Origin of the sequence: Pectobacterium sp. 1950-15 (assembly GCF_037136835.1) — a bacterium.
Lineage (GTDB): Bacteria > Pseudomonadota > Gammaproteobacteria > Enterobacterales > Enterobacteriaceae > Pectobacterium.
In genome coordinates, this window is sequence record NZ_JBBBQR010000003.1 from 150887 (window position 1) to 176921 (window position 26035).

Here is a 26035-nt window from a genome sequence, read left to right on the forward strand (position 1 = left end):
CCATGACCATGACACTGAATGAATTACTGGCAACCAACCCTGATGGCACATTGGAAGAGATTGCCGGAAAGTACAATACCTCGCTGTTTGCCGTCGTTGAGGCTTTGCCTGCGGCGCAGCGTACGCTGGCGACGGGCGATCGTTTCGATCAGGTGTGGGACACAATAGCGACCTGGGGTGAAGTGACGTTGATTAGCCATACGGCGGACGCAATTCTGGAATTCAAGAGTGAGCTGCCAACCGGTACACATCGCCACGGTTACTTTAACCTACGTGGCAAAAATGGCCTGAGTGGACACATCCGGGCGACGAGCTGTCAGCACATTGCGTTTATTGAGCGTAAGTTTATGGGGATGGACACGGCGTCCGTGGTGTTCTTTAATGCCAACGGTGCGGCGATGTTTAAAATCTTCCTTGGACGAGACAGCCACCGCCAACTGCTGAGCGCTCAGGTTGAGGCGTTCCGCGCGCTGGCGAGTGAATTACAACCGGAGCAGGTATGACGTGGTTACTTTTCGGCGCGGGCAATGGGGTTGGCGCCTGTTTATTACAGCGCGCGATTGAGTGCGAGCAGGCGGTCGTACTTGTCTTGCGTAATCCTGAACAGGCCAAACACTGGCGTGAGCAGGGGATGACGGTAGTGGAAGGCGATGCCTGCGACCCGGAAACGGTCGCAGAAGCCTGCCGTGTGGCCGGCCCCTCGGCCATTGTGGTATCGACAATGGGCGGCGGTACGGTAAATTATCAGGGGCACCGGACGGTGATCGATGGCGCAGAACAGGCGGGCATCAAACGTATGCTGCTGGTGACGTCGCTGGGCTGTGGTGATAGCTGGCCGCTGCTGTCGCCACGCGCCAGAGCCGCGTTTGGCTTCGCGGTACGTGAGAAGTCGCTGGCAGAAAGCTGGTTGCAAAGCAGTTCGTTGGATCACTGTATTGTGCGTCCCGGTGGCCTGCTGGATGTGGTGGCGACACACAATGCGCAACTGATGCAAGGCGCGGCGACGTTGGGGTTGGTGTCACGTTGGGATGTGGCGCTGGCGGTTGATCAACTGCTGCAACAGCCTGTGTTTGGCAATCAGATCTATAATCTGATCGATCCCGATCTCACCATGCCTGCCATTCCGTAATCCCTACGACGCCGTCATCTAATGCTGTCGGGATACTCTCTCCCGGCAGCAGACAAACTGTTATAGTCAATCTGTCGAAAACTGTATCTGTTATCTCTTATATGGCTATGTTCTAATCGACGCCAGCAGTGTTGTATTCCTTAAGCATGATGGTGACGACGATGGACGAAGTAAAACGCCTTCTTACCGAAGAGATCGAACGCATTAACCGGGAAGAAAAACGCGACAATAAAATACGTTTCAGCCGTAAATTCATGCAGTCTCACCCTTATTTGTTTACCGCGATGCTGGTGAGCTACGTGCCGGTCGCGCTCATCCTCTTTTATGCCTCTTATTTTGGTTTACCGTATCTGATCGGTTTTACCGTTTTCCTGCTGGTGATGACGCTGGCACTTTCGATGGATATTAATCCAACCTATCGCTTTGAAGACATCGACACTCTGGATTTACGTGTGTGCTATAACGGCGAGTGGTTTACAATCCGCCACGTGTCGCAGGACACGCTGGATAAACTGCTACGCAATGAGCAGGTACCGTCTGCGGTGAAGGCGGGGATAGAGAAAATTCAGAGGACGAAAGGCGACGTAGATTTTTATGACGTTTTCTCTCTGGCCTATCGTCAACAGCCTTCCATCTAATCTTTTCTGTTTTTGATTGCGCTCTCTGCGTTTTTTGGTTGGGTGATGTTTTGAATCTGCGAAGCAGTGCGAAATTTCACCCAGTGTATTACCTTGGAAGAGCGATTTGTGATTAAATTCAATGCATAGGATTACCTCTCTCAAGGCTGATTACATTGAGTTTTCGTTTTGCTTTTTGGAACTGTGCGATATCGCCTCCTGGTATAAAAGATTGGCAAAGTCGGGGTAATGTCGCCGATGCTGTTGGGATCATCAGACATCTTTTTATTCATGAACACATTGATCTATTAGCAGTTTGTGAAGTGAATCAAACCTCTTTCCAATTACTGGTTGAAGGACTTCTGGACATCGATATTGCATCCGAATTTATGGATGACACTACGCCAACTGGAGGCCAATTTGATATCGGCTATTTTTATCGTTCAACTCGCATCGCGGTCACCCAAGGGAAGACGCATACTGGCCGAATTGGCAGCTCATCGCTCAAAATTGCACAGCAATTAAAAATAGCGTTTAAAGCGGAAGCGGCTTACGAAATAAACATGTTGGTTTCACACTGGCCGAGTTAGTTACGAACCATTGCTGAGGATTTTAGAAATAAATGCTCTATCGGGCTAAGGGGCTTTGTTGATTCTCTTCTTGCTGATAAGCAGCAGGTGATTCTAATGGGCGATTATAACGATGAACCCTATGCCCACAGCCTGTTTAAAAACCTTTCGGCAACCAACGATCGTGCATTGGTACTCTCTCAGCCTGATTATTGGCTCTATAACCCCTACTGGAAAACGCTCTCGGCCCGAGTGCCATTCTCAATTGAAGAACGGCAACATGATTTTGGAACCTGTTATAGTAAATCGGGGAGTCGTAATGTCTGGTCGGCTTTCGATCAGATCATTTTTTCGGGTAATTTCCTTAGTTCGGGACCGTGGTATCTGGATGAGGCGGCGACAGGTGTCGTACTAACGGATGTATTGCGTGCTGCTATTCTGGATAGTCAGCATTATTTTGACCACATGCCTGTCATTGGTTGTGTCAGAAAAAAAGGGGCAGCGAATGTTTCAATTTAAAGAATTTATTAAGGCAGGACAGGAATCTGCCTCCCATGTTGAAAAAAATCACAAAGATATTGGGGATGTCTTTCGCTTATTAAATAAAGAGTTAGAAAGCGAGCTGAATGGGCATTTAACAATAAATCGAGTTCGTAAAGCCAACCCGTTTTCTGAATGGGAAAAAATAGAAGAATATGACAATGACCGTGAACTTAGCATCCGACCAAAAGGGGGCTTGGGCATTATATATGATGGTGTTATTTCAAATATTGCCATATGGGAACAACATGCCGATGGTTACCCTTTTACGATTGAGTATCAAGGTGAAAGAGTCGATTGTTGGGATCAGGAGTCATTAGCTAATGCGTTGGGGAAGATCGTCTCTTCTGCGCAGTTCTGGCTGAAGGTCAAAGAGTTATCCTCTCGCGTTCAGACAGATCCACCTTTTTGACAAATTGTAGCTACTCAAGTGCGTTCATAAGAAGCCGTGCGTGCCATATTCTTATGATTTTTCAGACGTAGGTTTTCAGGCTGATAGTATTTTCAAGTACGGGCAGAACAGGACGATGAGCGAAAAGGTATTGCTGGTGATTCAGTTGGGCCAACCGCCGGAAGGCATTGCCTCTCAGGTTGGGCAACAGGGGAAATGGTTTAGCGATGCAGTACAGGGGAATTCACAGCTGATACAGGTGGTGCGTCCCGATCGTGGCGAGTCGCTGCCACCGTTTGATACGCTGGCGGCGGTGATTATTTCCGGCTCGTGGTCGATGGTCACGGATCGGCTGGACTGGAGTGAATATACCGCTGGCTGGCTGCGTGAAGCCTATTACGCGGAGATTCCGCTGCTGGGCGTGTGCTATGGGCATCAATTGTTGGCCGATGCGCTGGGCGGCAAAGTAGGGGATAACCCGAACGGCAAGGAAGTCGGTGTTCAGGTTGTGACAACGAATGAAGCCGCTGCACAAGACCCATTACTGCGTGATTATCCGCAGCAGTTCGGCGCTTATCTGACCCACCAGCAATCCGTGCTGGAAGCGCCTGAAGGGGCACAGGTGCTGGCGAGCTCAGAGATGGACGGCTGCCAGATTATCCGCTACAGCGAGAAAGTGTTGACCGTGCAGTTCCACCCTGAATTCAGCACGGACATTATGCTGACGTGTCTGCGCCATAATGAAACGGCGCTGCGACAGGGCGGCTGGGATGTCGATCGGATGATGGATATCCCACAAGAACCGGTCTGGGCGCGCAAGATCCTGCTGGATTTTGTACAACGCTACGCGGCGAAATAGCCCTCGAGCAACGCGTTATGCGCGATAAAACGTCCTTCTCGATCGTCACTCATTGGTGATGATCGAGCCAATAATCATGACAGCTTCACCCACCGAAACCGTAGCGCTATGGCAAAGTTTGAACAGCTCGCTCACCAGATCCGTGAGCAACTTCAGGAAGGGATTTGGCAGCCGGGCGACAAACTGCCCTCGCTGAGGGAGAAATCACTGCATTCGGGTATGAGCCTGATGACCGTGCTGCACACCTATCAACTGCTGGAAAGTCAGGGGCTGATTGTGTCGCGTCCACAGTCGGGTTATTACGCGGCGCCACAGCTGTCCGCACTACCTGCGGACAGCCTGCACTCGCCCGTGGGGCAGGAGCGTGTACAGCTTACCGAAGACGTGGACGTCAACGCGTTCATTTTTGATGTGCTTCAGGCCAGCAAAGATCCGGCAGTGATGCCGTTCGGATCGGCGTTTCCCGACCCGCAGCTTTTTCCACAGCGTCAGTTGACGCGCTCGCTGGCCTCGGTGGCGCGCCATATGCAGCCGCACAGCGCACTGGATAATTTACCGCCGGGCAATGAGAGCTTAAGGAAGAATATCGCTCAGCGCTATGCGTTGCAGGGGATTGCCGTCTCGCCCGATGAGATTGTGATTACGGCGGGGGCAATGGAGTCCCTTAATCTCAGCCTTCAGGTGCTGACGGAGCCGGGCGATTACGTGGTGATCGAATCTCCGGCGTTTTACGGCGCGCTACAGGCGATTGAACGCCTTAGACTCAAGGCGATTGCGATTGCAACCGATCCGCAGCAGGGCATCGATCTTGATGCGTTGCAGCAGGCGCTGAACGACTATCCGATCAAAGCCTGCTGGCTGATGACCAATTTTCATAACCCGCTCGGCTGCACGCTGTCCTGGGAGAAGAAGCAGCGGCTGGTGGCGATGCTGGAAAAACACGGCGTCGGGCTGGTAGAAGATGATGTCTACAGCGAGCTATACACGGGACTGCAACGCCCGCTGCCCGCGAAAGCGTTGGATAAAAAAGGCGCGGTCCTGCACTGCTCCTCGTTTTCTAAAAATCTGGTGGCAGGGTTCCGCATTGGCTGGGTGGCCGCAGGGAGCTATGCGGGCAGCATTCAGCGTTTACAACTCATGAGTACCTTATCAACCAGCGCACCCATGCAACTGGCGATTGCGGATTATCTGGCGACCAGCAGCTATGACAGCCATTTGCGCCGCCTGCGGCGGGCGCTGGAGCAGCGTAAACACGCGGCATTACAGTCGCTGCGTCGGCACTTTCCGGGCGACGTCCTCATTAATCATTCCCAAGGCGGTTATTTTCTCTGGCTGGAATTACCTGAAGGCGTCAGCAGCACGGAGCTATACCGCCGTGCGCTGGCGCGGGGCGTCAGCATTGCGCCGGGGAAAATGTTCACGACCGGCGACAAATACGATCGCTACTTCCGCTTCAACGCCTCTTACGCATGGGACGAGCGCTGCGAGCAAAGCGTGATCGTATTGGCTTCGCTGATTCGAGCACAGATAGGTGAGTGTTTGGCGCGATCACCCCTTTAGAGGTGTGGAGATGTTTGCCGCTTTTCTGTTACTGTTTGCGCCATGGCGGAAGGTGGCAGCATCGATGGCGAAAAACAGCCATAACCTTGCCGGAAATCAGGAAGCCATCAGGCACGGTGCGTATAATCCCGACTAAAGGTGAGCTATACCCGCTATCTTTCGGACCGCGCTGGCGGCCTTCCTGCACCCCGAAATCTATCGGATAGACAACGTAAACAACAGGAAAAATCCCCCTGATGAGTATTCGCATTGTTCCTCAGGAACAGTTAGAACAGAATGAAAAATCGACAGTGGACGGGCATATTCCTCCGTTGCTGTTTGCCAATCTAAAAAGCCTGTACAGCAGCCGCGCGGAGCGTCTGCGCCAGCTAGCTGAAGATCACCCTCTGGGGGATTACCTCACCTTCGCCGCTGGCGTAGTGGAAGCCCAGCAGAAGGTGTTGCACGATCATCCGTTGCAGCTTGACCTGAGTGACGTGTTGACCCAGTCTGGCGAACGCCCGCCGCTTGATATCGCAGTATTCCCGCGTGATGCGCACTGGCACACGCTGCTGCGTGCGCTGATTGAAGAATTGAAGCCGGATGCCAGCGGGCAGGTATTATCCACGCTGGAGAATCTGGAAAAAGCCTCGGATCAGGAGCTGGAAGAACAGGCAACGGCGCTGCTGCAACATGAGTTTCGTGCTGAAAATAATGATAAAGCCCCGTTCATCTGGGCGGCGCTGTCGCTGTTCTGGGCACAGATGGCAAGCCTGCTGCCCGGTAAAGCGCGCGCAGTACCCGGCGAACATCGTCAGTTCTGCCCGGTGTGTGGCAGTATTCCGGTATCGGGCGTGGTGCAGTTAGGCACGTCCAGCGGCTTGCGCTATCTGCACTGCAATCTGTGCGAGAGTGAATGGCACATGGTGCGGGTGAAATGCAGCAACTGTGAAGAGTCGAGCGATCTCAATTACTGGTCGCTGGATAGCGAAAATTCTGCAATTAAGGCAGAAAGCTGCGGTCACTGTGGCACATATCTGAAGCTGCTATATCAGGAAAAAGATCACCGTGTGGAAGCCGTCGCCGACGATCTGGCTTCGCTGGTGCTGGATGTGAAAATGGAGGAAGAAGGCTTTTCTCGCAGTAGCATCAACCCCTTCCTGTTCCCGGAAAGTTCGATCGAATAGCCCATCTCAGCGGTGAAGCGCGTTTGGGCTTCACCGCCTTTCTTTCAGAAAACCTTTCTTTTCAGAAAACAAAAAATGACAGAAAATCGGGGCCTACCACACGCCGCTGAAATGCAGCAGCAAGACCAGTGCGGTGAGCACTATTGACGACGATGTGAGCACGATCAATCCCTGACTGGCGCGCGATAGCACCGATTGGCAACAGGCATTAAAACGGTAGCGCAAAATCGCCAGCACCGACATCAGCGCGGCAACGCACAAGAGCAGAATGGCGCAGGCAAACACCGCTCGGCTGTCGTCCACCATGCTCAGACGAAAACACAGCAGGCTATTGATTAACATGACGAACAGCGTCCGTGACCAGGCCATGCCAGTTCGCTGCGGCTGTAATCCCGGATCGCGTGTCGTTTCCATGTATTACCCGAATAGAATCATGGCGGCGAGTGCGATGGCGATGAGAGTGATAAACAGCGTCACGATCAGCAGCATTGGCGTATACGGCATATCGCTTTCCTGCCGCATGGCTTTTTCATTGTTGACCCAGCGACGATAGGCCAGACCACCGAGCAGTGCCGCGCTGACCACCAGCAACAGCGACAGCCCCTGACGCACCAGCGGATCGATGTGCACGGTAAATTGGTCGATACCCACCGCTCCCGCGAGAAACGCCAGCGCGGTGCGAATCCACGCCAGAAAGGTGCGTTCATTCGCTAATGAGAAACGGTAGTCCGGGGTTTTCCCCTGGCTCCACCACGGCGTTTTGTCCTGTCTGGGTGTTGTCATGTCGTCGTCTGATTTCAGGTTGAAGAGGGTATCCGATGTGGGCATAGCCTCTGCATTCTAACGCCCCTGGCTGATTTCGTCTGCCCTGGTGACGATATTTGCCCTGAATGATGAAGCGCCGATAGGGCGCTTCGTTTTCTCATGACGCGTCTTTCCCCGCTTCATGGTTCTCTACCGCTAATGCGGTGACCAGCGCGAATGCGCAGGCCAGCAGCGTGCCGAGTATCCAGGCGAAATACCACATCTTCTTTCTCCTCAAATCCTTAGTAAACGGAATGCTTATTTTCTTCGATGTAGCGGGCATCGACCCGGCCAAACATTTTGTAATAACACCAGCTGGTATAAAGCAGGATGGTGGGGACAAAAATACAGGCCAGAATGGTCATCACCTGAAGCGTAAGCTGGCTGGATGTGGCATCCCAGATGGTCAGGCTGACGTTAGGGGCAAAGCTGGAAGGCATAATGAACGGGAACAGCGTAATCCCTGCCGTCAGAATCACGCAGACAATCGTCAATGACGAGGTCAGAAAACCCCAACCGCAGCGGTTCAGGCGTGAGAAGAGCACTGTTAGCCACGGCAGAATCACGCCCAGCGCGGGGATCGCCCACAGCGCAGGATGTGCCGTAAAGTTGGCTAACCAGGCACCGGCCTGCTGCGCCACCTCTTTGTGCAGTGGATTCGACGGGGCCGCTTTATCTATAGCTGAGGTAATCACGTAGCCGTCGATGCCGGTTTGCACCCAGAAGCCAGCCAGTAAGAAGGTGAGGCTCATCAGTGCACAGGAAAACAGTACGGTTTTTTGCGCGCGGCGCTGAAGTGCATCGGTGGTGCGCATTTGCAGGTAAATCGCGCCGTGTGCGACGATCATGGCGACGCTTACCACGCCCGCCAGCAGCCCAAACGGGTTCAACAGGCCAAAGAATCCGCCGTGATAGGTAAGGCGCAAATACATATCGACGCTCAGCGGCACACCCTGCAACAGGTTCCCAAGTGCGATGCCGAACACCAGCGTGGGGACGAAGCTGCCGATGAAAATGCCCCAGTCCCACATATTGCGCCAGCGGCGGTTTTCCAGCTTGGAGCGATAATCAAAGCCAACCGGGCGGAAGAACAGGGCGGCGAGTACCAGGATCATGGCGAAATAGAAACCGGAAAAGGCGGCGGCATAGACCATCGGCCAGGCGGCGAACAGCGCGCCCGCGCCGGTGATCAGCCAGACCTGATTGCCGTCCCAGTGTGGAGCGATCACGTTGATCATCACCCGCCGCTCGGTATCGTTTTTGCCCAGTAGGCGCAGCAGAATGCCCACGCCCATATCAAAGCCGTCGGTGATGGCGAAGCCGATGAACAACAGGCCAATCAATCCCCACCAAATCAGGCGTAATGTTTCATAATCCAGCATTATTATGGCTCCCGTTACGGTTTTGCAGGTGTTGCGAGGGACGATGCGGTCGGTTGTTCAAAGTGGTAGCGGCCGGTTTTCAGGCTGCTTGGCCCCAGTCGGGCGAATTTGAACATCAGATACATTTCCGCAATCAGAAACAGCGTATACAGTCCGCAAATCAGCCCCATCGACAGCAGAATGTCGTGTGCCTCCAGTGAAGAATTGGCAACGGCGGTAGGCAGAACCTCGCCGACTGCCCACGGCTGACGGCCGTACTCGGCGACGAACCAGCCGGATTCAATCGCGATCCAGGGCAGGGGAATCCCGTACAGCGCGGCGCGGTGTAGCCATTTACGCTGTCCCATGCGGCCGCGTATCACGCTCCAGAACGACAGCGCAAAAATGCCAAGCATCAGCACGCCGCAGCCCACCATCAGGCGAAACGCGACATACAGCGGTGCGACGCGCGGGATTGAGTCTTTGGTTGCCTGCTGAATCTGGTTTTCGCTGGCGTTGGCGACGTCATCGGTATAGCGCTTAAGCAGAAGGCCGTAGCCAAGATCTCGCTTGGCAGCCTCAAATTGGGCACGAACGGCGGGATCGGTGTTGCCTGAACGCAGCTCCTCCAGCAGACCATAGGCTGTCATGCCGTTACGAATACGAATCTCATGTTGCGCCATCAGGTCTTTAATGCCGACGACGGGTTTGTCGAGCGAACGCGTGGCGATGAGCCCTAACAGATAGGGGACGTGGATGGCGTACTCATTCTGCATCGTTTCCTGATTAGGAATGGCGAACAGCGTGAAAGAGGCCGGTGCAGGCTGTGTTTCCCATTCGGCTTCGATCGCTGCCAGCTTGGTTTTCTGTACGTCGCCCATCACATAGCCGGATTCATCACCCAGTACGATGACGGACAGCACCGAAGCCAGGCCGAAACTCGCTGCAATGGCGAACGAGCGCTTGGCAAAGGCAATATCGCGGCCTCTCAGCAGGTAGTAAGAGCTGATCCCGAGGACGAACATCGCACCAGCGGTATAGCCCGCTGCCACGGTGTGGACGAACTTCACCTGCGCAACCGGGTTCAGCACCAGTTCGGCGAAGCTCAGCATTTCCATGCGCATGGTTTCATAATTGAACTCAGCGGCAATCGGGTTTTGCATCCAGCCGTTGGCGACCAGAATCCACAGGGCGGAGAAGTTGGAGCCCAGCGCAACGAACCAGGTCACCAGCATATGCTGGACTTTAGTCAGACGATCCCAACCGAAAAAGAACAGGCCGATCAACGTGGATTCGAGGAAGAACGCCATCAGCCCTTCCATCGCCAGCGGCGCGCCAAAAATATCGCCCACGTAGTGAGAATAGTAAGACCAGTTGGTACCGAACTGAAATTCCAGCGTCAGACCGGTTGCCACGCCCAGCGCAAAGTTGATGGCGAACAGCTTGCCCCAGAATTTGGTCATATCCTTGTAGATTTGCTTGCCGGTTAACACATACGTGGTGTTCATAATGGCCAGCAGGAAAGACAACCCCAGCGTTAGCGGGACAAAAAGAAAGTGATACATGGCGGTCAGGGCAAATTGCAGCCGCGACAGCTCAACGACATCAAACATGTTACGCTCCTAACTTCAGGCAGGAAAATGCAGTTATTCCGATACTTGCCGGAATAAATAGTGATGAATAAATGCGAATAAATTACCGTCGACGGAATTTGCATCCGTCGGAAATTAACGATCACTGATCGGTGTGAGATAAGAATAAATAGTGAGTGAAACGTGTTGAGATTATACCGTGCAAAAACTGAAGGATAAATAGTACAGTTTTTCGATTTGACGTCTTTATCGTTAATGTTGATTTTTTGGTTTTATATGTTTAATTTTAACTTATTCTTGGTTTTTAATTTTATTTAAATTAAACTTATTATCATTTTATGCTTGGTTTTTTCATGTGTTAGTGACTTATTTTAATTTAAATAGTACAGATTTGAAATATATAAATATAACAGTTTCATTTTTTATTTTATTTTACATTTGGCGATAAAAATAATTAGAAATTATCAGAATGTTCTGCTCAAAGAGAGGGCGATAAGGCGTGTGTGCCGTATGCTAAATACGGCACACCATTATTGATGTAATGGATGCGGGTTACACCGATTACACGGAGGGCGCTACTGGCCACACGACGGATGCAGCAGTGAGATCAAGGCGGCTCAACGCGACCAGATAAATTTTCCATTGGGTTAGCCGTTCTTGCTCCTCATCTGTGGCAATGGCTAAGTCAACGGCGTAACTCAGCTCGGTAATGCGGGTGTTTGCCGCCGCGCGCCGTGCCGCCAGTTCTTGCTGCACGTTTTGGGCTGCGGCAAGCTGTTGCGCCTCCCGATTTGTCACCCAGGCCGCACCATCCCATTGATCAAACTCGGTTGCTGGAGCCAGAAAGGTCATATTTTCAGGCAGATCGCCGAATTGCATTACCGTCTGCGCCTGACGGGTTTCTGTGTTGTAAACCGTCTGGCCGCGATAGTCTGGCACCTGTTCCCAGGCCTTACCATCTGCGCTACGGCGCAAGGCTTGGCCGACAGGCGGCAATTGCGGTTCGTCGGCATAGCTGTCGGCGGGCAGGCCAACACCTTGCATCACATATTCATAGCTGGCGCTCTGATATTCCCGCGTAGCCGGGTTCACGTGATAAACCGTAATCCACCCGGTGTTGATGGCTAATCCACGTTCGTTCAGTTCTGCGTTTTTAATTTGGGTTGAATAGTTGCTCATTATGCTGCTCTCACGATGTAGTTAAAGGCGATATTGCGGGGACGGTTTTCGTTAGCTGTGGGTACGACTGTTGATGCGTCAAATGTGATTAACGCAGAATCATGAAATTGGCCACTGTTCGATCCCCGCGTGTCACCGCGAGAAAATACACCATCGGCACTAATGCCCCACCCGCCAGGGTTAAATGTTCCTGTAATGTTTCTGATAGCATCACCCTGCGCTGACATCAGTGCCCGACTTGCATCAACTCCACGTCCGTCATCCCAACCGCGTACGAATTCGCCGCGTAAATCGGGTAGGAAACCGGACGGATAGCGGGACGCTAAAACAGGGAATTGTGCAGTATCGAACTGCTGGCCATTGCATTTCAGCCACCCTGCTGGCGCAACAGCGCCGGGGAATAGCTGCGGCATACCTGCTAGTTCGGAGGCTGTTATGGGGTTTTTTAGAGTAGACGAATCCCATGTGTGCGACCATTCCGTCCACTGATTTACATCTCCGTTTCTCGCACGGGTTGCAAATTGTCCACCGCCATATGCACGGGCTACTTGGATGATGTACTGATTGGAATGTCCATATGCGCTAAAAACTATCGCATAGAAGCCGGGGCCATTTTTTGCAGTCCCAGAGCATAGCGCTGTCGTGCCGGGAGTGATTAAATCGCAGTCATGGATTATTCCGCTATTGATTGATGCGCCGAACGGAGCGGGTAAATTTTGATCAGTCCAAACGCTGTACTTTGTTGTAACGGTTCCATCGTTATTTCCCGTAGCAATTTCTACTCCACCATATGCTGTAGTCGAATCTGGCGATATTCCCGCGGATATAACAGTCCACAAATCATCCGCACGCATCATTAGTGCTGGTGAATACTGTTTTGCTATCGAGTTAATTGCGTCATTTCGTATTATCTGTGATGGATTGGACATATTGCGTAAAAAAGGTAAAAATGCATCGTCGTGCATTGATATTTTTGCGCCAAAGCCACCAAAACCATACTGACCAACTGACATTGGATTGGGTATGTTTTGATTATTCCAAAAGATTCCCCATCCTTTCCATGTGCCATCTTGTAGCGTATTTTGTAGCATCCACTGAGTATCAGAACCCAGTGATGTTGCAATTAATGTTGCGTGGTTTTTATTCCATTTCGTGAAGGTGAAAAGAAAAACCGCCGCTAATCCTTGCGTAATACCTAATGGCAGATAACAGCGGTAGACTCCAGAAGCAGGCGACTGAGCAAAATAATCCTGAACGTTTGTTCCATCCGGAATCATGACTGCGTCATCGCCCCAGCCAAATTCTCCCTTCATCATCACATTCCCCAACCCCACATTCTGACGAAACTCAGCTTTATTCGGGATATCCGCGCCGTTCTGATCTTTTGCCAGTTTCCCGGCCAGTGCATTCAGTACGGTTGTACTGAAATTTGGATCATTGCCCAACGCATTAGCCAGTTCTTGCAGCGTATCGAGCGCCGCAGGAGAACCATTAACCAATGCGGCTACGGCGGCTTTCACAAAGGCCGTTGTCGCCAATTGCGTGTCATTAGAACCGGAGGCAGCCGTCGGCGCGGTTGGGGTTCCTGTGAATACCGGACTCGCTTTTGGGGCATATTGAGGGTGCGCATCGAGTATGGAAGCATGAGCATTCAGCTTACTGGCCGCGTCAGTTTTCACCTCAGCAATCGCATTCAATAGGGTTGTGCTGAAGTGCGGATCGTTGCCTAGCGCATTTGCCAACTCTTGCAGCGTATCCAGTGCTGCCGGAGAACCGTTGATCAGTGCGGCAATGGCCGTTTTCACAAATGCTGTGGTGGCAATTTGCGTGTTGTTTGCTGTCTGCGCGGTGGTGGGCGCGGTGGGCGTTCCAGTGAAAGCAGGGCTCGCTTTCGGGGCATACTGGGAATGCGGATCGCTGGCCGCGAGATGTACCTGCAAACTCTCGCCAGTGGTTTCCTGCATTTTTTTCAGGTAAGCCGTGCGGCTGGCTAACTGCTCAGCCTGACGGTTGGAGATTCCTCCTGGACCTGCGACAACGGGATCCGATGTCTCAAGCTGATAAATCCCATCAATCCAGCTTTCTTGTTCAGATAAATTCGCCATGTTCATGCCTTCCTATGGATTATGACAGCGCTACGATGCGGCTTTTACTGTGAGTTTCTGTCTGTTTCCACGCCGATATCAGTATCGTGCCGATGTCTATCAAACAGTTTTAGTAACGATGAAGAGAGTACCGTTTGCGGTGCGGCGGGTTTAGTAACGGAGTTTAAAAATGGAAGTGAAACGCGTGCGGAAGCGGCAGTCACTGAGCGGATGCTATGTTCTTACTTCCTGATAACCGTGAGCTGATGCAAATGGCGCGCTAATTGCATCTTCCTGACAGTGGTTTTTTCAGGAGAGACAGCGATGGTGGCGGAGCCTTCAACGACAATTCGATTTTTACTTGCCTCGCGCCAGTGTGAGCTGAACAGCCTGCGCTACCTGCTGCAAAGTGGTGAGCTGGTGGGGAAAATCAGCCAGCTTGTGCATCTATTGCAGCGCGAACGGGGAACGGCCAACCTGTTTCTTTGCTCCGACGGCCGCTTTTTCGCTGACGAACTGGCGCTACGTGAGAAAGACGTGCAGGCGGCACAGACGCACTTGATGACGCATCTGGCCGGATTGGAGAAAATGACGGCAGAACTGCCGCAGGCGAGCCGCCTATTCAGCCGTGTCGCCAGCGTGGTCTATGCGTTGAGCCTGCTGCCCGCGCTGCGCCAGCAGATTCGCCAGCGCTTGTTACCTCAGCCGCAGGCGATGACATTTTTCAACGATATTGTCCGTAACCTGCTGGCGTTGGTTTTTGAAGTCTCGGACACGGCGGCCGATCCGGGGATTTCCCGCGCGCTGATTGCCATGTTCAGCTTTATGCAGGGGAAAGAACTGGCGGGGCAGGAGCGGGCTATGGGTGCGGCGGCCTATGCGGCGGGCAGTGTTGATGAGGAAACCCGGCAAAAGCTGCTGGATTTGATTGAGCGGCAGGAACGCTGCTTCGATACCTTTCTCAGTTTTAGCGATGAAGAAAACCAGCAGCGCTGGCATGCTATCGCGGTAGACAGCGAGTTTGAGCGTCTGCGCCGGATTGTGTGCACCCGCAGCCCGATAGAAAAGCTGTCGGAAGCCGACAGCCTGCACTGGTTTTCGATTGCCACGCGGCGCATCGATGAAATGAAACAGATGGAAGATGAACTGGAGCAGACGCTGATGCAGCGCTGTCGTACCCGTATTGCGGCAGCGGAGAAAGCGTGCAGCGATCAACGGGCGGACCTCGAAGAGCTGATGGCGAAGCAGGAGAAGGACGAACCCGGTTATTCGATATTTATCGCTGGTCACGATGTGGAAGGGCAGAGTGCCTCTCCCGGTTGGCTACATAGTGATGGCGTCAGCCCACAGCTGGGGCGATCGCTGCTGTCGCTGGTACAGCAACAGTCGCGGCGCTTACAGGCGCAGGATCATGAACTGGCTGCGCTACGAGCGACGTTAAATGAAAGAAAACAGATCGATCGCGCGAAGGGCTTACTGATGCAACACCGTGGATTAAGCGAAGAAGAGGCCTACAAAACCCTGCGCCGCATGGCGATGAGCCAGAATAAAAAGCTGATTGACATCGCAACGGCGATGCTCGCGGTAGCAGATGTCTTCGGAGATACCCCTTAAGAGGTATATGCACATGAACTGTGCGTGTTCTGCTTGCTGGCGGTGCAAGACGCCGTCTTGTGAAGAGGAAATCGTGGAGTCAATAGCGGAGTCACTGACGGTGTGAAATGGTTTCGTGCGTAGTTGGTTCTCGCTGTCGAGCGTAAATAACTCTGAAGGAAAAACAGGCTTAGGATGAGCGGCAGGGAAGCCGCGAAAGTCGTTGCCGCGCCGGGAGCGCGTCAACGACGGTCCGCTAAGAGACTGTTTTTTCTGAAGGTATCGCGTAGCGACGTTATTTCTCGCGAAAAAGCCACGGGTCACGGGGCGGCGGCGACTGAGCGCCCCGTGTCGGGCGCGTGCTACGGCGTAGCATAGAAATGGCAATATTCTCGCGCACGAAATAATAATCATAATTTACATGTGGTTACCGAAATTTCAGTTCACTTCCCGATTAAACAATCCCGCTCGGCAATACGCAAAACTGTGACATCTGGCACAAACCTTGCTTTAACTCATTAGCAACAACCAAACATTCATAATGCGTTTCGGGCCAACGGCGGTGCGGAAGGTGTTAATCGGACAACGGCGTCCATAAGCGTGCAGATTCTGCATGGGCTTGTGGACGCCGTTTTTGTTTTTACCGCCTGAAAAGGTGTTTTGCGCAAGGGTGTCGTTGATGAGTGATTCCAAAACCAAAAGCATGACCGTCTCTCGCCGCCAGTTTCTGCTGGGGAGTGCTGCACTGGGTGGCAGCCTGATGCTGCCAGGGTTGATGAATAGCGCCTGGGCCGCGGGTTCCGACGCGCCGGAGAAAAAGGAAATCCGGGTCGGGTTTATCCCGTTGACGGACTGCGCCTCGGTCGTGATGGCGGCAGTGAAAGGTTTCGATAAGAAATACGGCATCACGATTGTTCCCAGCAAAGAAGCAAGCTGGGCGGCAGTACGCGACAAGCTGGTGTCGGGCGAGCTGGATGCCGCCCACATTCTGTACGGGCAATTGTACGGTCTGCAAATGGGGCTGTCCGGCGCACAGAGCAACATGGCAGCGCTGATGACGCTCAACCAGAACGGACAAGGGATCACGCTGGCAAACCAACTGCGTGAAGCCAACGTCACGGATCTCGCTGCGCTGCAAAAGTATATCGCCACCAGCCCGGCGGGCACCTACACCTTCGCGCAAACTTTCCCAACCGGTACGCACGCCATGTGGCTCTATTACTGGCTGGCCTCCGCCGGAATTCATCCATTGAACGACGTACGCACCGTGGTGGTGCCGCCGCCGCAGATGGTGATGAACATGAAGATTGGCAACATGGTTGGCTACTGCGTCGGCGAGCCGTGGAACCAGCGTGCCATCAGCGAAAAAATCGGCTTTACCGCCGCTACCTCGCAAGACATTTGGCCGGATCACCCCGAAAAAGTGTTGGGCACCCGTGCTGACTGGGCGAACGCCAACCCACATAGCGCCCGTGCACTGACCGCCGCGATTCTCGATGCCTCGCGCTGGATTGACGCCTCGGAGGACAACCGCCGTGAGACGGCCAGCGTCGTTGCCGGGCGTGCGTACATCAATGCCAAAGAAGAAACCATCGTCGGACGCATGTTGGGCCAATACGAAAACGGGCTGGGGAAAAGCTGGAAAGACGAACACGCGATGCGTTTCTATCACGACGGTTCCGTGAACTACCCGTACCTGTCCGATGGCATGTGGTTCCTCACCCAGCATAAACGCTGGGGCTTGCTCACCGAAGAGCCGGACTATCTGGCCGTCGCGAAGCAGGTTAACCGGATTGATATCTACAAGCAGGCGGCCGAGGCCGTGGGAAATGTGCCGTTGCCCGGTAGCGACATGCGCAGCAGTGTGCTTATCGATGGCCGCCGCTGGGATGGTAGCGATCCGGCGGGTTATGCCAACAGTTTTAGCGTGAAGAAATAAGTGAGGTTGATGATGAAAAACCAGGCCCAAATCATTCCGATTACCGCGGATAACGCTCCGGAAACCGTACACAGCGCTGAAATTATGCCGCTGCCAACCAAACCGGCAGCACCTGAAAAAGCACCGGCAACGCCCGCTTTCGCCTACCGCCCGCTGCTGCGTAAGCTGTTTCAGCCGCTTTTCCCTGCGGTACTGGGGTTGGGTCTGCTGGTGGCGGTCTGGCAGATTGCCGCGTTGAACAGCGAAAACTTCCCGACGCCGTGGGCGACCTGGCTTGCGGCGCTCAGCCTCTTCGCCGATCCGTTTTATATCGCAGGACCGAACGATCAGGGTATCGGCTGGAACGTGTTGGCCTCGCTGCAACGCGTGGGTATTGGCTTCGGGCTGGCGGCGCTGGTCGGCATTCCTACGGGGTTCCTGATTGGCCGTTTTACGTTTCTGGCCAATATGCTCAACCCGATTATTTCGCTGCTGCGCCCGGTCAGCCCGCTGGCGTGGCTGCCTATCGGGCTGCTGCTGTTCCAGCGCGCGGAACCGGCATCCAGTTGGACTATTTTCATCTGCTCCATCTGGCCGATGATCCTCAATACCGCCGAAGGCGTGCGCCGTATCCCGCAGGATTACCTGAACGTGGCGCGTGTACTAAAGCTCTCCGAATTCACCATCATGCGCAAAATTTTGCTGCCTGCGGTGCTGCCTAACGTTCTGACCGGCGTGCGTCTCTCGATTGGCGTCGCCTGGCTGGTGATTGTCGCCGCAGAGATGCTGACTGGCGGCGTCGGGATCGGCTTCTGGATTTGGAATGAGTGGAACAACCTGAATGTGGAAAACATCATCATCGCTATCGTGGTGATTGGCGTTATCGGTCTGCTGCTTGAGCAGGGACTGGTGTGGATTGCTAACCGTTTCAGCTATGACAACCGCTAAGGAGCCGACGATGCGTACAACACCGATTATTCAAGTGCAGCAGGTGAGCCAGCGTTTCAATACCGCCAGCGGTGAGTTTCTGGCGCTGGATCAGGTGAGTTTTGACATTCATACCGGTGAGACGATCAGCCTGATCGGCCATTCCGGCTGTGGCAAGTCCACGTTATTGAACCTGATTGCCGGTCTGACGCTGCCGAGCAGCGGCGGTCTGCTGTGTGACAACCGTGAAATCGACGGACCGGGGCCGGAGCGCGGCGTGGTCTTTCAGAATCACTCGCTGCTGCCGTGGCTGACCACCTATGAAAACGTCGCGCTGGCGGTACGTCAGGTATTTCGCGGGCAGATGAACAAGCACGAGATGCACGAATGGATTACTCACAATCTGGAACTGGTGCACATGGGGCACGCGCTGAACAAGCGGCCGAATGAGATTTCCGGCGGGATGAAGCAGCGTGTGGGGATTGCCCGCGCGCTGGCGATGAAGCCGAAAGTGTTGCTGATGGATGAACCGTTTGGTGCGCTGGATGCGCTGACCCGTGCGCACCTTCAGGATGCTGTTATGGAGATTCAGCAGCGTTTGCAAACCACGATTGTGCTGATTACTCACGATGTAGACGAGGCGGTACTGCTGTCGGATCGCGTGCTGATGATGACAAACGGCCCGGCGGCGACGGTCGGTGAAATCATGACGGTCGAGCTGGAACGTCCACGCTCGCGCGTCGCACTGGCCGACGATCCGCGCTATCACCATTACCGCCAGCAGGTGCTGCATTTCTTATATGAAAAACAGCCTAAAGCAGCCTGACAGCGAGGCCGGAACGATGATGAAACCGCATCTGATTGTGATTGGTAACGGGATGGCGAGCGCACGATTCGTCGATGCGCTGCGTCAACTGGCCGCGACGCGCTATCGCATCACCGTGATTGGTGATGAACCACGCGTCAGCTATAACCGCATTCTGCTGTCGCCAGTATTGAGCGGCGAGAAAGCGTTTACGGATACGCTGATGACGCCTGCGGCTATCGACGATGATGCGGCGCTGCCGGTGAACACTTTGCTGGGTGAGCGGGTAACCCATATCGATCGCCAGCAGCGTGAGGTAACAACGACGCAACGGCAACTGCATTACGATCATCTGGTGCTGGCGACCGGATCCACACCGTTTATGCCGCCGATGCCCGGTATCGAGCTGGCGGGCGTGTGCGGTTTCCGCACGCTGGATGATGTCGAGCTGATGCTGACGGCGATTCGCCAGTCCGTTCCTGCGGTGGTGATTGGCGGCGGTTTGCTCGGGATTGAAGCGGCAGCGGCGCTGAAACTGCGCGGTGCCGACGTCACGTTGCTGCATCGCGTCCCGATTCTGATGGAGCGTCAACTGGACGCGACGGCGAGCGGCCTGCTGTGCGACAGCCTGCGCGCACGCGGTATTGCCTGTGAAACTGATGTGCAGGTTATGGCGCTGCACGGTAATGAACACGGTGTCACGGCAGTTGCACTGGCTGATGGCCGCACGATCCCCGCCGGACTGGTAGTGGTGACGGCGGGCGTGATTCCCGCCAGCCAACTGGCACGCGAGTGCGGCTTGCCCTGTAACCGCGGTGTGCTGGTGGACGGACAGCTACAAACTGCCGACCCGTACATCAGCGCGATCGGCGAATGCTGTGAACTCAATGGCGAAACATTCGGGCTGGTTGCCCCGTGTTTCGCCCATGCCACGCTGCTGGCACAGCGCCTGGCCGGACACGCACCGAAAGATTATCAGCGTGAACAGGCGGCAACGCGGCTGAAAGTCACGGGAATTGGCGTGGTCAGCGGCGGCGATATTAACGCGACACCGGATGATGAGGTGTACACCCTGTTTGATCCGCAGACGCAGCACTACCGTCGTCTGCTACTGCGCGACGGGCGGCTGAGCGGTGTCTTGCTGTATGGCGACACCGATGACAGCCAGCGTCTGCTGGCCGCAATGGAGAACACCACCGAAGGCGAGATGCTTCCGCCTGCCTCGCTGCTTTTCGGCCTTTCTTCCCCCGATTCTGACTCACAGCCTGAGGCTGTAAGGATTCCTGTCATGAGCAAACCTATTTTGGTGGTCGTCGGCCACGGTATGGTCGGCCACTATTTTCTTGAACAACTGGTTGAACGCGACCTGCATCAGCACTACCACATCGTCGTCTTTGGTGAAGAACACCATGAAGCCTATGACCGCGTCCATCTCTCCGAGTATTTCTCAGGGCGCAGCGCCGCCTCCTTGTCGCTGGTAAAAGAGGGCTTTTTTGCCGAGAGCGGCATTGAGCTACGCAGCGCCAGTGAGATTGTGGCTATCGATCGGGAACGTCAATGCGTATGCGATGCGCAGGGTAGGGAAACCGCCTACGACAAACTGGTGCTGGCGACGGGCTCTTATGCCTTTGTTCCGCCGATTCCCGGCAATACGCGCCCCGGTTGTCTGGTGTATCGCACGCTGGACGATCTGGACGCGATTGCGGCACAGGCGAAAAAGGCTAAATCCGGTGTAGTGATTGGCGGTGGCCTGCTGGGGCTGGAGGCGGCAAATGCCCTACGCCAACTGGGGCTGGATACCCATGTGGTGGAGTTTGCGCCGCGCCTGATGGCAGTGCAGTTGGATGACGGCGGTGCCACCATGCTGCGGCGCAAAATTGAAGCGCTGGGCGTACAGATTCATGTCAGCAAAGAAACGCGGGAAATTACCGACGGCGAGCAGGCGTTGCATCGTCTCTGCTTTGCTGACGGCAGCGTATTGGAAACCGACTTAGTGCTGTTTTCCGCCGGGATTCGTCCGCGTGACAAATTGGCGGATAGCTGTGATTTAGAGAAAGGGCCGCGCGGCGGCATTGTGATTGACGACCGCTGCCAGACGTCGGACGACGCGATTTTCGCCATCGGCGAGTGCGCGTTGTGGAAAGGCCAAATTTTTGGGCTGGTGGCACCGGGCTACCAGATGGCACGCAGCGTGGCGGATACGCTGGCACAGCGCGATACGCCATTTACCGGCGCGGACATGAGCACCAAACTGAAGCTACTGGGCGTTGAAGTCGCCTCGATTGGCGATGCGCACGGGCGCACGGCGGGCAGCCAAAGCTACCAGTGGACGGACGGCCCGAACGAGGTCTACAAGAAAATCGTTGTTTCCGCCGACGGTAAGCGTTTACTGGGGGCGGTACTGATTGGCGACAGCAGCGATTACAGCACGCTGCTGCAAATGATGCTCAACGATATGCCACTGCCTAAACAGCCGGAAGGATTGATTTTGCCAGCACGCTCTGGTGATGCGCCGAAAGGATTGGGCGTGGCGGCCTTACCGGCTAGCGCACAGATTTGCTCCTGCCATAACGTCAGCAAAAGTGATATCTCGGCGGCGGTGGCGGGCGGCTGCGGTGAACTGGGCGCGCTGAAAACCTGCACCAAAGCGGGAACGGGCTGCGGCGGCTGCGTGCCGCTGCTGAAACAGGTGATGGAGTATGAACTGACACAACTCGGTGTCGAAGTGAAGAAGGACATTTGCGAGCACTTCGCCTATTCGCGTCAGGAGTTGTACCACCTGATTCGCGTGCATGAGATCCGCTCGTTCGACAGCCTTCTTGAGCGTTACGGCCATGGTTTAGGCTGCGAAGTGTGTAAGCCGCTGGTGGGGTCGATGCTGGCGTCCTGCTGGAATGACTATCTGCTGCAACCGCAGCACCTGCCGTTGCAGGATACCAACGATCGTTTCTTTGCCAACATCCAAAAAGACGGCACGTATTCCGTCGTGCCGCGCGTGCCGGCAGGGGAGATCACGCCGGAAGGGCTGATCGCGATCGGTCAGGTGGCGCAGCGCTATAACCTGTACACCAAGATCACCGGCGGTCAGCGCGTGGATTTATTCGGCGCGCGCTTAGAGCAGCTTCCCGCGATCTGGCGCGAGCTGATCGATGCCGGGTTTGAAACTGGTCACGCCTACGGTAAATCGCTGCGTACTGTGAAATCCTGTGTGGGATCGACCTGGTGTCGCTACGGTGTGCAGGATTCCACCGGGCTGGCGATCCAACTGGAGCACCGTTACAAGGGGCTGCGTTCGCCGCATAAAGTCAAAATGGCGGTGTCTGGCTGTACCCGCGAATGTGCGGAGGCACAAAGTAAAGATATCGGTGTGATTGCCACGGATAAAGGCTGGAATCTGTATGTGTGCGGCAACGGCGGCATGAAACCGCGCCATGCCGATCTCTTCGCCAGCGATCTGGATACGGAAACGCTGCTACGCACCATCGATCGGGTCTTGATGTTCTATATCCGCACTGGCGATCGTCTCCAGCGTACCAGCACCTGGATGGATAATCTGGAGGGCGGTATCGACTATCTGCGCCAGGTGATTCTGGAAGACAGCCTGAATATCGGTGAAGAATTAGATAAAGAGATGCAGCGCGTGGTGGATGCCTACCAGTGCGAATGGCAAACCACGCTGGAAAGCCCGGAACGTCTGGCGCTATTCCGCGGTTTCCTGAACAGCGATAGCCCGGATGAAGCGGTGGTGATGGTACCTGAGCGTGGACAAATTCGTCCGGCGCAGGAGCATGAGAAAGCGGTCTCGCCAGAACCGGTAGCCCTGAAACCCGCTGCGCACGAAGCGGAGTGGGTACAGGTGGCGACGCTGGGGGATATTCCGCGTCATGCTGGCATGGCAGTGCGCCTCGGGCAGCAGCAGATCGCGCTGTTCCACCTGCCGGGGAGCGAGCAGCAGGTGTACGCGTTAGAAAACCATGAGCCGGGCAGCGGGGCGAATGTGTTGTCGCGTGGGTTGATCGGTGACGTGGCGGGTGAACCGGTGGTGATTTCACCGCTGTACAAGAAACGCTTCAAGCTGCGTGATGGCGTGAGCCCGGATGACAGCGCGCTGTACGTGCGTGCGTGGCCGGTCCGTGTAGAGGACGACGAGATTTGGGTATGCCGTCAGCCGCTGGCCGTGCCTGAAAGCGTCGGTCTGGCAGACACTGCTATGGCGAAAGCATCATGAACGCGCGCGTTTGTCGGACAACCTGCCCCTATTGTGGCGTCGGCTGTGGCGTGCTGGCAGAACACGATGGGCAAGGTGCGGTAAAGATCAGCGGAGATCCCGCTCATCCGGCGAACCTGGGCCGGCTGTGCGTCAAAGGCTCCGCGCTGGGAGAGACGCTGGATTTGAACGGTCGCCTACTGTGGCCACTGGTGGAAGGGCGTCGCGTTAGCTGGGATCAGGCGCTTGATACGGTGGCTGAACGGCTGCTGGCGACGATGCAGCAACATGGTCCTCAGTCGGTGGCGTTTTATGGTTCAGGTCAGTTGTTGACGGAGGATTACTACGTTGCCAACAAGCTGATGAAAGGCTTCATTGGCGTTGCCAATATGGATACCAATTCGCGGCTGTGTATGGCGTCTGCGGTGATCGGCTACAAGCGCGGACTGGGAGCAGACGCGGTTCCCTGTAACTATGAAGATATTGAACTGGCGGATGTGGTGGTGCTGGTCGGTTCTAACACGGCCTGGGCACATCCGGTGGTGTATCAGCGTCTGGTGCAGGCGAAACAGCAGCGGCCACAGATGCAGGTGGTGGTGATCGATCCTCGACGTACCGCAACCTGTGACATTGCCGATCTGCATTTACCGCTGCAACCCGGCAGCGATGCTGGGCTGTTCAACGGCCTGTTGCAGTGGATTGCGCAAGATCCACGCATCGATCGCACCGAATTGGCCGAGCGTTTTTCCGGCGTGGAAGCGGCATTAGCGTCAGCACAAGCGTGGTCGGTGGCGCAGGTGGCGGAGTTCTGCCAGTTGAATGAAGCCGATATCGCACGTTTTTATCATCTATTTAGCATGAGCGACAAGGTGGTCACGCTCTATTCGCAGGGCGTTAATCAATCGTCCTCGGGCAGTGATAAATGTAACGCGATCATCAATGCTCACCTGCTGAGCGGCAAAATCGGTGTGTCGGGTTCCGGCCCCTTTTCGATAACCGGACAGCCAAACGCGATGGGCGGGCGTGAAGTCGGCGGGCTGGCTAATCAGCTTGCCAGCCACATGGGCTTTACGCCACAGGATATCGAGCGCGTGGGGCGATTCTGGCAGAGCGATAACGTGGCGACACAGCCCGGTCTGAATGCGGTGGACCTGTTTCGCGCCGTGGAACGCGGCGAGATTAAAGCGGTGTGGATTATGGGCACTAATCCGGTGGTGTCTATGCCGGATGCTGACCGGGTGAAACAGGCGCTGGAACGCTGCCCGCTGGTGATCGTCTCCGAGGTGATGCGCCATACCGATACTGCTGAAACCGCTGATATCTTACTGCCTGCGTTGGGCTGGGGAGAAAAAGACGGCACGGTGACCAATTCCGAACGTCGGTTGTCGCGTCAGCGTGCCTTTATGCCGGCGCCGGGGGAGGCCAAAGCCGACTGGTGGATGTTGAGCCAGGTGGCGCAGCGTATGGGATTTGCTGAGGCATTTGCCTATCAGCATCCGGCGGAGATCTTTCGTGAACATGCGGCGCTGTCCGGGTTTGAGAATAACGGTAGCCGCGCGTTTGATATCAGCGGGCTGGCGACGCTCAGCAATCAGCAGTGGCAGCAGTTGGAACCGATACAGTGGCCGGTGAATACGACATACCCAGACGGGCGCGCCCGACTGGGAGACGATGGCCGATTCTGGCATGCCGATGGCAAAGCGCGTCTGGTGGCAGTCACCCCATCGCTGCCGCAAAGCCCATGGAGCGCGGCGTATCCGTTGGTGCTGAACACCGGGCGTATTCGCGACCAGTGGCACACCATGACGCGTACCGGTAAAGCCGCCCGACTGATGCGTCATATCAGCGAGCCTTACTGCGAGCTGCATCCGCAGGATGCGCAGACGCATGACATTCAGGCGGGCGATCTGGTACGCCTGTCGTCGGTGCACGGCTGGATGCTGGCGCGGGCGCGGATTGACGCTGGACAGGTGCGCGGTAGCGTGTTTGTGCCGATGCATTGGAATCAGCAGTTCAGCGCACAGGCGCGGGCCGACAGCTTAGTGGCGCCGATTACCGATCCCCATTCCGGCCAACCGGAAAGCAAGCACAGCCGGGTGCGTATCCAACCCTGGCATACCGCCTGGCAGGCAACGCTATTTTTTGCTGACGAGCCACCTACCGCGTCATTAACGTTACCCGCAGAGCATGACGTTCTGCCGCCGCCCGCAACGTATTGGAGCAAGATTCCGCATGCCGGGGTGACACAGTACCTGTTTGCCGACCGCGTGCCAGTGGACGATTGGCAGGCGTGGTTGACGGAACATTATGGGTTAGAAAATATGCAGTGTCAGATCGCGCAGGGTAACGGCGTATTTCACCTGATTGGCTGGCGCGAGGGCCGCGTCGTGCTGGCTTGCTATGTCAGCGCGCAGGCGTTGCGCATCGACAGCGATGCGGTGTGCCAGGCGTTTATCCATCCACCGCAGCGGCCGCACGAGCGGCATGCGTTGTTGGCAGGTCAGGCACCGCAGGGGCAGGTGCAGCAAGGCGCAACGATTTGCAGTTGCTATAGCGTCGGTGAAGCGATCATTGTCGGTGCGATTCGTCAAGGGTGCCACAGCGTGGCTGCGTTAGGCGGTACGCTGAAATGTGGCACTAACTGCGGTTCCTGTATCCCCGAACTGAAGGCGTTATTGAGTCAGCACGTACCGATAACGGTCAATGAATTGAAGAAAGCAGGTTGAGCGCCACG

23 protein-coding genes are annotated in these 26035 nt (G+C 55.0%); 16 read left to right on the forward strand and 7 right to left on the reverse strand.

The features are described 5' to 3' along the window. The first annotated feature begins 2 nt into the window (after nt 1-2). From hutX to fdhE, 10 genes are all read left to right on the forward strand, one after another. Nucleotides 3-503: a heme utilization cystosolic carrier protein HutX gene (gene hutX / locus WCT94_RS04725; protein ID WP_336842335.1), complete on the forward strand. Its 501-nt coding sequence runs from the start codon at nt 3-5 to the stop codon at nt 501-503. Beyond that, on the forward strand, nt 500-1129 hold the full coding sequence (locus WCT94_RS04730) for an NAD(P)H-binding protein (RefSeq protein ID WP_336868234.1): 630 nt from the start codon (nt 500-502) through the stop codon (nt 1127-1129). The genes hutX and WCT94_RS04730 overlap by 4 nt, the downstream gene beginning before the upstream one ends. Nucleotides 1130-1290: 161 nt before the next feature. Beyond that, nucleotides 1291-1767, forward strand: a complete 477-nt coding sequence (locus WCT94_RS04735; protein WP_336868235.1) for a YlaC family protein — start codon at nt 1291-1293, stop codon at nt 1765-1767. A 155-nt stretch (nt 1768-1922) separates the two neighbouring features. Beyond that, nucleotides 1923-2336, forward strand: a complete 414-nt coding sequence (locus tag WCT94_RS04740) for a hypothetical protein (protein WP_336868237.1) — start codon at nt 1923-1925, stop codon at nt 2334-2336. A gap of 96 nt (nt 2337-2432) precedes the next feature. Beyond that, on the forward strand, nt 2433-2834 hold the full coding sequence (locus WCT94_RS04745; protein WP_336868238.1) for a hypothetical protein: 402 nt from the start codon (nt 2433-2435) through the stop codon (nt 2832-2834). Then, entirely contained in the window at nt 2821-3267 is a 447-nt protein-coding gene (locus WCT94_RS04750; RefSeq protein WP_336868239.1) for a hypothetical protein, read from the forward strand. Before WCT94_RS04745 ends, WCT94_RS04750 begins: the two co-directional genes overlap by 14 nt. A 115-nt stretch (nt 3268-3382) precedes the next feature. Next, nucleotides 3383-4105 (forward strand): glutamine amidotransferase, encoded by a 723-nt coding sequence (locus WCT94_RS04755; RefSeq protein ID WP_336868241.1) that lies wholly within the window; start codon nt 3383-3385, stop codon nt 4103-4105. Between the two features lie 108 nt (nt 4106-4213). Continuing rightward, the gene (locus WCT94_RS04760; RefSeq protein WP_336868242.1) at nt 4214-5665 is read left to right on the forward strand and encodes an aminotransferase-like domain-containing protein; all 1452 of its coding nucleotides are present in this window, start codon (nt 4214-4216) and stop codon (nt 5663-5665) included. A gap of 10 nt (nt 5666-5675) precedes the next feature. After that, nucleotides 5676-5801: a hypothetical protein gene (locus WCT94_RS04765; protein WP_336868244.1), complete on the forward strand. Its 126-nt coding sequence runs from the start codon at nt 5676-5678 to the stop codon at nt 5799-5801. Nucleotides 5802-5901: 100 nt separating this feature from the next. Then, entirely contained in the window at nt 5902-6831 is a 930-nt protein-coding gene (gene fdhE / locus WCT94_RS04770) for a formate dehydrogenase accessory protein FdhE (protein WP_336868245.1), read from the forward strand. 93 nt (nt 6832-6924) lie between these two features. On the opposite strand, the gene WCT94_RS04775 is transcribed toward fdhE, so the two are convergent. The 7 genes from WCT94_RS04775 to WCT94_RS04805 all read right to left on the reverse strand — a co-directional run bounded on the left by WCT94_RS04775 (nt 6925) and on the right by WCT94_RS04805 (nt 13872). Then, nucleotides 6925-7245 (reverse strand): DUF202 domain-containing protein, encoded by a 321-nt coding sequence (locus tag WCT94_RS04775; protein WP_180741968.1) that lies wholly within the window; start codon nt 7243-7245, stop codon nt 6925-6927. Between the two features lie 3 nt (nt 7246-7248). After that, entirely contained in the window at nt 7249-7614 is a 366-nt protein-coding gene (locus WCT94_RS04780; protein WP_336868246.1) for a YidH family protein, read from the reverse strand. Nucleotides 7615-7753: 139 nt separating this feature from the next. Next, nucleotides 7754-7858, reverse strand: coding sequence for a cytochrome bd-I oxidase subunit CydX (gene cydX / locus WCT94_RS04785; RefSeq protein ID WP_010278781.1), 105 nt, complete (start codon nt 7856-7858; stop codon nt 7754-7756). A gap of 19 nt (nt 7859-7877) precedes the next feature. Further along, the gene (gene cydB / locus WCT94_RS04790) at nt 7878-9017 is read right to left on the reverse strand and encodes a cytochrome d ubiquinol oxidase subunit II (RefSeq protein WP_336868247.1); all 1140 of its coding nucleotides are present in this window, start codon (nt 9015-9017) and stop codon (nt 7878-7880) included. Between the two features lie 14 nt (nt 9018-9031). Beyond that, nucleotides 9032-10609 carry a cytochrome ubiquinol oxidase subunit I gene (gene cydA, locus WCT94_RS04795; protein ID WP_181847782.1) on the reverse strand — a complete coding sequence of 526 codons (1578 nt, stop codon included), beginning with the start codon at nt 10607-10609 and terminating at the stop codon, nt 9032-9034. 540 nt (nt 10610-11149) lie between these two features. Continuing rightward, nucleotides 11150-11767: a tail fiber assembly protein gene (locus WCT94_RS04800; protein ID WP_336868248.1), complete on the reverse strand. Its 618-nt coding sequence runs from the start codon at nt 11765-11767 to the stop codon at nt 11150-11152. Continuing rightward, nucleotides 11767-13872 carry a tail fiber protein gene (locus WCT94_RS04805; protein ID WP_336868249.1) on the reverse strand — a complete coding sequence of 702 codons (2106 nt, stop codon included), beginning with the start codon at nt 13870-13872 and terminating at the stop codon, nt 11767-11769. Before WCT94_RS04805 ends, WCT94_RS04800 begins: the two co-directional genes overlap by 1 nt. A 303-nt stretch (nt 13873-14175) precedes the next feature. Between WCT94_RS04805 and WCT94_RS04810 the strand changes: the two genes are divergently transcribed. The 6 genes from WCT94_RS04810 (at nt 14176) to WCT94_RS04835 (ending at nt 26027) form a co-directional block, all read left to right on the forward strand. After that, nucleotides 14176-15465, forward strand: a complete 1290-nt coding sequence (locus tag WCT94_RS04810; protein WP_336868250.1) for a nitrate- and nitrite sensing domain-containing protein — start codon at nt 14176-14178, stop codon at nt 15463-15465. Nucleotides 15466-16123: 658 nt separating this feature from the next. Then, on the forward strand, nt 16124-17383 hold the full coding sequence (locus WCT94_RS04815; RefSeq protein WP_336868252.1) for a CmpA/NrtA family ABC transporter substrate-binding protein: 1260 nt from the start codon (nt 16124-16126) through the stop codon (nt 17381-17383). Between the two features lie 12 nt (nt 17384-17395). Then, nucleotides 17396-18310: a nitrate ABC transporter permease gene (ntrB, locus tag WCT94_RS04820; RefSeq protein ID WP_015840930.1), complete on the forward strand. Its 915-nt coding sequence runs from the start codon at nt 17396-17398 to the stop codon at nt 18308-18310. A 10-nt stretch (nt 18311-18320) separates the two neighbouring features. After that, the gene (locus WCT94_RS04825; RefSeq protein ID WP_015840929.1) at nt 18321-19115 is read left to right on the forward strand and encodes an ABC transporter ATP-binding protein; all 795 of its coding nucleotides are present in this window, start codon (nt 18321-18323) and stop codon (nt 19113-19115) included. A gap of 19 nt (nt 19116-19134) precedes the next feature. After that, nucleotides 19135-23322 (forward strand): nitrite reductase large subunit NirB, encoded by a 4188-nt coding sequence (gene nirB, locus WCT94_RS04830; protein WP_336868481.1) that lies wholly within the window; start codon nt 19135-19137, stop codon nt 23320-23322. Further along, entirely contained in the window at nt 23319-26027 is a 2709-nt protein-coding gene (locus tag WCT94_RS04835) for a nitrate reductase (protein WP_336868254.1), read from the forward strand. Before nirB ends, WCT94_RS04835 begins: the two co-directional genes overlap by 4 nt. Nucleotides 26028-26035: the final 8 nt, after the last annotated feature.

What these genes read in the sequence shown, in the direction of transcription:
- WCT94_RS04825 (WP_015840929.1), top strand. Translation starts at nt 18,321, where the DNA reads ATGCGTACAACACCGATTATTCAAGTGCAGCAGGTGAGCCAGCGTTTC.
- WCT94_RS04755 (WP_336868241.1), top strand. Translation starts at nt 3,383, where the DNA reads ATGAGCGAAAAGGTATTGCTGGTGATTCAGTTGGGCCAACCGCCGGAA.
- WCT94_RS04760 (WP_336868242.1), top strand. Translation starts at nt 4,214, where the DNA reads ATGGCAAAGTTTGAACAGCTCGCTCACCAGATCCGTGAGCAACTTCAG.
- WCT94_RS04750 (WP_336868239.1), top strand. Translation starts at nt 2,821, where the DNA reads ATGTTTCAATTTAAAGAATTTATTAAGGCAGGACAGGAATCTGCCTCC.
- WCT94_RS04745 (WP_336868238.1), top strand. Translation starts at nt 2,433, where the DNA reads ATGGGCGATTATAACGATGAACCCTATGCCCACAGCCTGTTTAAAAAC.
- WCT94_RS04765 (WP_336868244.1), top strand. Translation starts at nt 5,676, where the DNA reads ATGTTTGCCGCTTTTCTGTTACTGTTTGCGCCATGGCGGAAGGTGGCA.
- WCT94_RS04815 (WP_336868252.1), top strand. Translation starts at nt 16,124, where the DNA reads ATGAGTGATTCCAAAACCAAAAGCATGACCGTCTCTCGCCGCCAGTTT.
- WCT94_RS04810 (WP_336868250.1), top strand. Translation starts at nt 14,176, where the DNA reads ATGGTGGCGGAGCCTTCAACGACAATTCGATTTTTACTTGCCTCGCGC.
- cydX (WP_010278781.1), bottom strand. Translation starts at nt 7,858, where the DNA reads ATGTGGTATTTCGCCTGGATACTCGGCACGCTGCTGGCCTGCGCATTC.
- WCT94_RS04730 (WP_336868234.1), top strand. Translation starts at nt 500, where the DNA reads ATGACGTGGTTACTTTTCGGCGCGGGCAATGGGGTTGGCGCCTGTTTA.
- WCT94_RS04805 (WP_336868249.1), bottom strand. Translation starts at nt 13,872, where the DNA reads ATGGCGAATTTATCTGAACAAGAAAGCTGGATTGATGGGATTTATCAG.
- nirB (WP_336868481.1), top strand. Translation starts at nt 19,135, where the DNA reads ATGAAACCGCATCTGATTGTGATTGGTAACGGGATGGCGAGCGCACGA.
- WCT94_RS04835 (WP_336868254.1), top strand. Translation starts at nt 23,319, where the DNA reads ATGAACGCGCGCGTTTGTCGGACAACCTGCCCCTATTGTGGCGTCGGC.
- fdhE (WP_336868245.1), top strand. Translation starts at nt 5,902, where the DNA reads ATGAGTATTCGCATTGTTCCTCAGGAACAGTTAGAACAGAATGAAAAA.
- ntrB (WP_015840930.1), top strand. Translation starts at nt 17,396, where the DNA reads ATGAAAAACCAGGCCCAAATCATTCCGATTACCGCGGATAACGCTCCG.
- WCT94_RS04780 (WP_336868246.1), bottom strand. Translation starts at nt 7,614, where the DNA reads ATGACAACACCCAGACAGGACAAAACGCCGTGGTGGAGCCAGGGGAAA.
- WCT94_RS04800 (WP_336868248.1), bottom strand. Translation starts at nt 11,767, where the DNA reads ATGAGCAACTATTCAACCCAAATTAAAAACGCAGAACTGAACGAACGT.
- hutX (WP_336842335.1), top strand. Translation starts at nt 3, where the DNA reads ATGACCATGACACTGAATGAATTACTGGCAACCAACCCTGATGGCACA.
- cydA (WP_181847782.1), bottom strand. Translation starts at nt 10,609, where the DNA reads ATGTTTGATGTCGTTGAGCTGTCGCGGCTGCAATTTGCCCTGACCGCC.
- WCT94_RS04775 (WP_180741968.1), bottom strand. Translation starts at nt 7,245, where the DNA reads ATGGAAACGACACGCGATCCGGGATTACAGCCGCAGCGAACTGGCATG.
- WCT94_RS04735 (WP_336868235.1), top strand. Translation starts at nt 1,291, where the DNA reads ATGGACGAAGTAAAACGCCTTCTTACCGAAGAGATCGAACGCATTAAC.
- cydB (WP_336868247.1), bottom strand. Translation starts at nt 9,017, where the DNA reads ATGCTGGATTATGAAACATTACGCCTGATTTGGTGGGGATTGATTGGC.